Source organism: Deltaproteobacteria bacterium, from assembly GCA_030654105.1.
Classification (GTDB): domain Bacteria; phylum Desulfobacterota; class SM23-61; order SM23-61; family SM23-61; genus JAHJQK01.
This window is the reverse complement of record JAURYC010000019.1, coordinates 1-4,209: the sequence shown is the minus strand read 5'-3', so window position 1 is coordinate 4,209 and position 4,209 is coordinate 1. Positions and strand designations below refer to the sequence as shown.

7 protein-coding genes are annotated in these 4,209 nt (G+C 53.1%); 4 read left to right on the top strand and 3 right to left on the bottom strand.

The genetic code is table 11. The annotated features are described in order from the left end of the window. Position 1: 1 nt before the first annotated feature. Together Q7V48_00705 and Q7V48_00700 are read left to right on the top strand one after the other, a co-directional pair. Complete coding sequence (locus Q7V48_00705; protein MDO9209261.1) at positions 2–244, top strand: type II toxin-antitoxin system RelE/ParE family toxin; 243 nt, start codon at positions 2–4, stop codon at positions 242–244. Between the two features lie 9 nt (positions 245–253). Beyond that, the gene (locus Q7V48_00700; protein MDO9209260.1) at positions 254–547 is read left to right on the top strand and encodes a putative addiction module antidote protein; all 294 of its coding nucleotides are present in this window, start codon (positions 254–256) and stop codon (positions 545–547) included. Between the two features lie 52 nt (positions 548–599). Here the strand turns inward: Q7V48_00700 and Q7V48_00695 are convergent, their stop codons facing one another. Genes Q7V48_00695 through Q7V48_00685 form a run of 3 tightly spaced genes read right to left on the bottom strand, consistent with a single transcriptional unit; the run spans position 600 to position 3,343 of the window. Continuing rightward, positions 600–1,784 (bottom strand): MFS transporter, encoded by a 1,185-nt coding sequence (locus tag Q7V48_00695; protein MDO9209259.1) that lies wholly within the window; start codon positions 1,782–1,784, stop codon positions 600–602. Between the two features lie 15 nt (positions 1,785–1,799). Next, positions 1,800–2,705 (bottom strand): YihY/virulence factor BrkB family protein, encoded by a 906-nt coding sequence (locus Q7V48_00690; GenBank protein ID MDO9209258.1) that lies wholly within the window; start codon positions 2,703–2,705, stop codon positions 1,800–1,802. Then, the gene (locus tag Q7V48_00685; protein MDO9209257.1) at positions 2,705–3,343 is read right to left on the bottom strand and encodes a histidine phosphatase family protein; all 639 of its coding nucleotides are present in this window, start codon (positions 3,341–3,343) and stop codon (positions 2,705–2,707) included. Before Q7V48_00685 ends, Q7V48_00690 begins: the two co-directional genes overlap by 1 nt. A 365-nt stretch (positions 3,344–3,708) precedes the next feature. Between Q7V48_00685 and Q7V48_00680 the strand changes: the two genes are divergently transcribed. Together Q7V48_00680 and Q7V48_00675 are read left to right on the top strand one after the other, a co-directional pair. After that, positions 3,709–3,900, top strand: coding sequence for a ferredoxin (locus Q7V48_00680; protein ID MDO9209256.1), 192 nt, complete (start codon positions 3,709–3,711; stop codon positions 3,898–3,900). Position 3,901: 1 nt separating this feature from the next. After that, positions 3,902–4,209, top strand: a 308-nt coding sequence (locus Q7V48_00675; GenBank protein MDO9209255.1) for an insulinase family protein, incomplete at its 3' end; no start/stop codon positions are given.

The window sequence follows — 4,209 nt, the reverse complement described above, 5'->3', positions numbered from 1 at the left end:
TTTGCGTGATCGAGAAGCGCGGGCGCGCATCGATGCTCGCATCCGTCGCCTGTCGCTGGGCAACCCTGGCGACGTGAAGCCTGTGGGAGAAGGCGTCTCGGAACTGCGTATTGACTACGGTCCCGGCTACCGGGTTTATTTCGTGCAGCGCGGGCAGACGCTGGTGGTTCTGCTTGCTGGCGGCGACAAGCACACCCAAGACCGGGACATGAAGACGGCGCTGGATCTTGCGCGAGAACTATAGGAGATTGTCATGGCAAAGACTAAAACCCAACCCTGGGACGTAGCGGAACATCTGGAAACCGAAGAGGACATGGCCGCCTATCTGGAAGCTGCACTCGAAGAGGGCGACCCTGCGCTGGTGGCAGCCGCCTTGGGGGACATCGCCCGCGCCAAGGGGATGTCCGAAATCGCTCGCGAGACGGGTCTCGGGCGCGAGAGCCTTTATAAGGCGTTGTCTCCCGAAGGCAATCCAGAATTCGCTACGGTGCTTAAGGTCGTGAGGGCGCTTGGTCTGCGGTTGCACGCTACCACTGAACATGCATAGGTTTTGCGTTGTCCCCCGCTTTTAGGTGTGAAATCCGGGGACACTTTATTGATCAGCTGGCTTTAGCCCGGGAAAGATAGCGGCTCAGAGGAATGGTGATCAAAGCCATCAGGCCTGTGCTGATGAGCGTAAAGGAAAGCCCCAAAGAATCAGTGATCAAACCATAAATGATTGGAGATACGGCCCCTGCTCCTAAGGTGATGGCGTAGTATAGGCCGTAACCCCGGGATCGACCAGCGGGAGAGATGATCTCGGCAACGGTGGCATAGAGTACGGAAGAAGTCCCGTTCAGAACCACTCCCACCAGCGGCAAAAGAATCCAGACGGCTGAAAGAGGAGCCCAGAATAAAGATAATATTCCCGCAGTGGTGAGGGCTTCTGTAACTACCACCATGGGGATGACCCCGAACCATTCCGCCAGTACCCCGCAAGCAAACTTCCCCACCGCCCCTCCGGCAAAGAGAAGAGTAAGGGCGAAACCAACCTGAGCAGCGGGAATCTCTTTCTTTAGCAGAAGAAAAGGGAGGAAAGTGAGCAAAGCGGTGCGGGTAGAGATGTCGATGATCCCGATGGTGAGGAGAGCGGAAAAGCCCTGCGGATCGCTGATCCCCCAGCGACTCCCTTCTGAAACCTGCCCCTGCTTGGCTTGGGGTAACGGTGGACTGGCTTGACTTTTCCTGGCCAGGGTCCAGAGAATCGTCCCCAGGATAATCCCGCCTATAGACAGACTGAATACTGCCGACCGCCAGCCTACGAAATTAATTAAAATCGCCAATAAGAAGGGGACACAAACTTTTCCTACATCTCCCGAAAAATTAAATGTTCCCATCGCTGCCCGTCGCCCAGGGCCTTCAAAAACCCGGGAGAGGACGGCAGAACTCAGACCATGTTGGCCTGCGGCTGTTCCTTTGGCGAGAATGAGGGCGAGAATAATGGCCGGGAAAGTGGTGGCCATGCTCAAAAGCAAGAATCCCCCAGCCAGGCCGAGCGTTCCGCTGGCGACCACCGTCAATTCTCCTACCCTCTCCCCCAGAAGGCTCAAAGGAAACTGGAAGAGGCCCATGGCCCCCGAGAAGACCCCTTTAAGGATCCCCACCTCGCTGAAGGAGAGATGTAATTCGGCCGCTATAAAAGGAAGGAGAAGATAAATGGAATCGGCAAAACCGTCATCAATAAAATGAAAGGTCCCATAAAAGAAAAGAGACCGGGCCCGTTGGCCTTTTTCACTTGGGTTCAAATCATCTTCCTTGTTTCACAGAAAGGCTTTTTCCAAAAGAGTGATATCCCGCCGGCGGTAGGCCGAGACCACCTCGGCACAGAATAAAAGAATGATCGATGAATAAGAGGCCCAAACCACCAGAATGACGATGGCCTCCAAAGACCCGTAGATAATATTGTACTGGTGGGAGCGCCCGACATACCAGGTGAAAAAATGTTTGGCGACTTCGAAAAGAAACGCGCAGCTCGTCCCCCCAGCTAAAGCATGACGAAAAGAAGTCGTTGTATTCGGAATAATCTTGTAAATGGCCGTGAAACCCAGCGCCAGAACCAGATAGGGAAGGAGGTAGCCCACGAGAAACTCGGACAAGTCGGATTGCATAAGGTTTAACCCAAAAAATTTAAATTCATAGGTCTCCATGACTTTGGCAAAAGCTGTCACAAACAGAGAAAGGAAAAAAATCAGAGCCGAGGCCGGGATCATTGAGAGGGCAAGTAATTTAGACTTCCAGAAGGGTCTCCTCCGCTCCACCCGGAAGACCACGCCCATGGCAAACTCCAAAGAGGAGAAAATAACGCTGGCAGTCCAGATCATGGAGAGAAACCCCACCCAACCCAAAACCCCAGCGCGTTGCGAAATGGCTCGCACTTCCCTGAATATTAGGGTGCTAGCCTGAGGGAATAAACGATCGAAAAAAGACATGGCCATCTGGTGAGCCTGCTCGGAAGAGCCGAGGATGTACCCCGCTGCCGAGACCAGTAAAAACAGGAAAGGGATCAAAGAGAGAATCGAATAGAAGGCCAGGGCTGCCGAGAGATTCATACACCCATCCTGAGAAAAGGCCCGGCGGGCTTCCCAAAAGATGTCCCAAGCCGTCTTCAGCTGAAAACGGAGCCGCTCGACCCAGAAGGCAGATACTTTTCGCCGCCAATGCTTCATTAAAAATCCTTTTTCCAAGCACCGGAATGGATTGCTTGCAGATGGCAGGTGTCATTGATCAAAGAAATGACGAAAACTCCCCGGGTGTATTCAAAGCAGTTGACCGCTGTGGTATCCTGCTTGATCTGCCAGAAATGAGAGTCCTCCAGGTCCAGGACCGCGCAGATCAGAATTTTGGTAACAACGCGATGCGAGACAATCAGGGCGGTCTTTTCCGGGTTCTCCCGCACCACCCGCTGGAGACCTTCCCAGGCCCGAGCTTTCACCTGAGCCAAATTCTCCCCTCCGGGAAAGGTGACGGCCTGCGGCCGCTCCCGCCAAGCCCGGTAGAGGTCGGGGTATTTTTCTTTCACTTCTCTTAAGGGGAGGCCGTGCCACTCACCGAAGTCGATGTCGATAAACGCCGCCTCGGGGATCACCTGCAGACCCTTCATTTCGGCGATGGCCCGGGCCGTTTCCTCAGCGCGGGAAAGAGGGCTGCTGTAAACCCCATGCAAGTTAGCATCCCGAAAATATTCGGCCAAAGCCTTAGCCTCGGCCCGGCCCGTCTCGTTAAGTTGGCAGTCCACCCTGCCGCGGAAAATTTCCTCTTTGTTCCATTCGGTCGTCCCGTGCCGAACGAGATAAACCCGAGTCATCTTCCTCTACCCTTTATCCTCAGCGTACGTGTCGAAAGGAGTAATTATTTCTTGCGAATGAATGCATTATTGCCTAAGGCCCAAGGCAAGTCAATCCTGATGGTGTTCATCTTGGGATTAATTGACCTTGCCCACCCCTAGTTTTGAAGATTGGCCCTTTCTCCCAGTTGGTGTGCCGGTTCGGGCAGGAAGGACCCCTGGCTTGGCCAAATAAGGCAATGGCTATTTCATGGTCGGGAGCGGGCTTATGCCGTTGCAGCGGGCGAGATTAATTGATTGGATGACATTCCCCATCCTCAATGTTATAATTTTTAGGTTTTCTTCCAATTTTTTTCTCATTGCCTAAAGGAGAAAGGGAAATCTCTATGGCCAGGATACCTTATGTGGAGCCGAATGATTACATTTCCTGCGGGCTTGGCGCAGAAATATGTTCGAGAGTATTCCGTCTAAACGATCAAGACCTGTCGGAAATTTATAACCCCACCGGGGCATCCGAGGAGAAAATCCAGGAAGCCATTGACAGTTGTCCGGTCCAGTGCATCCGTTGGGAAGAATGAATTGATTAGACTCCTGGAATTTAAAGAATTTCGGCTGGCCAATGGCCTGCATCTCCTTGTAGGCGAAGTCCATTCTTTGCCTATTGTTTCTTACCAGGTTCACTTCGCCGCGGGATCCCGGTATGAAAGGCCAGGTATCACCGGGATTACCCACCTCTTCGAGCACATGATGTTCAAAGGAACCAAAGAATTGGGCCCGGAAGAGTTCTCCCGGATGATCCAGGCCAATGGCGGGACCTCCAATGCCTTCACCACGACAGATAATACCTCCTACTACGAAAAACTTCCGGCCGACCGGCTGGAGTTAGC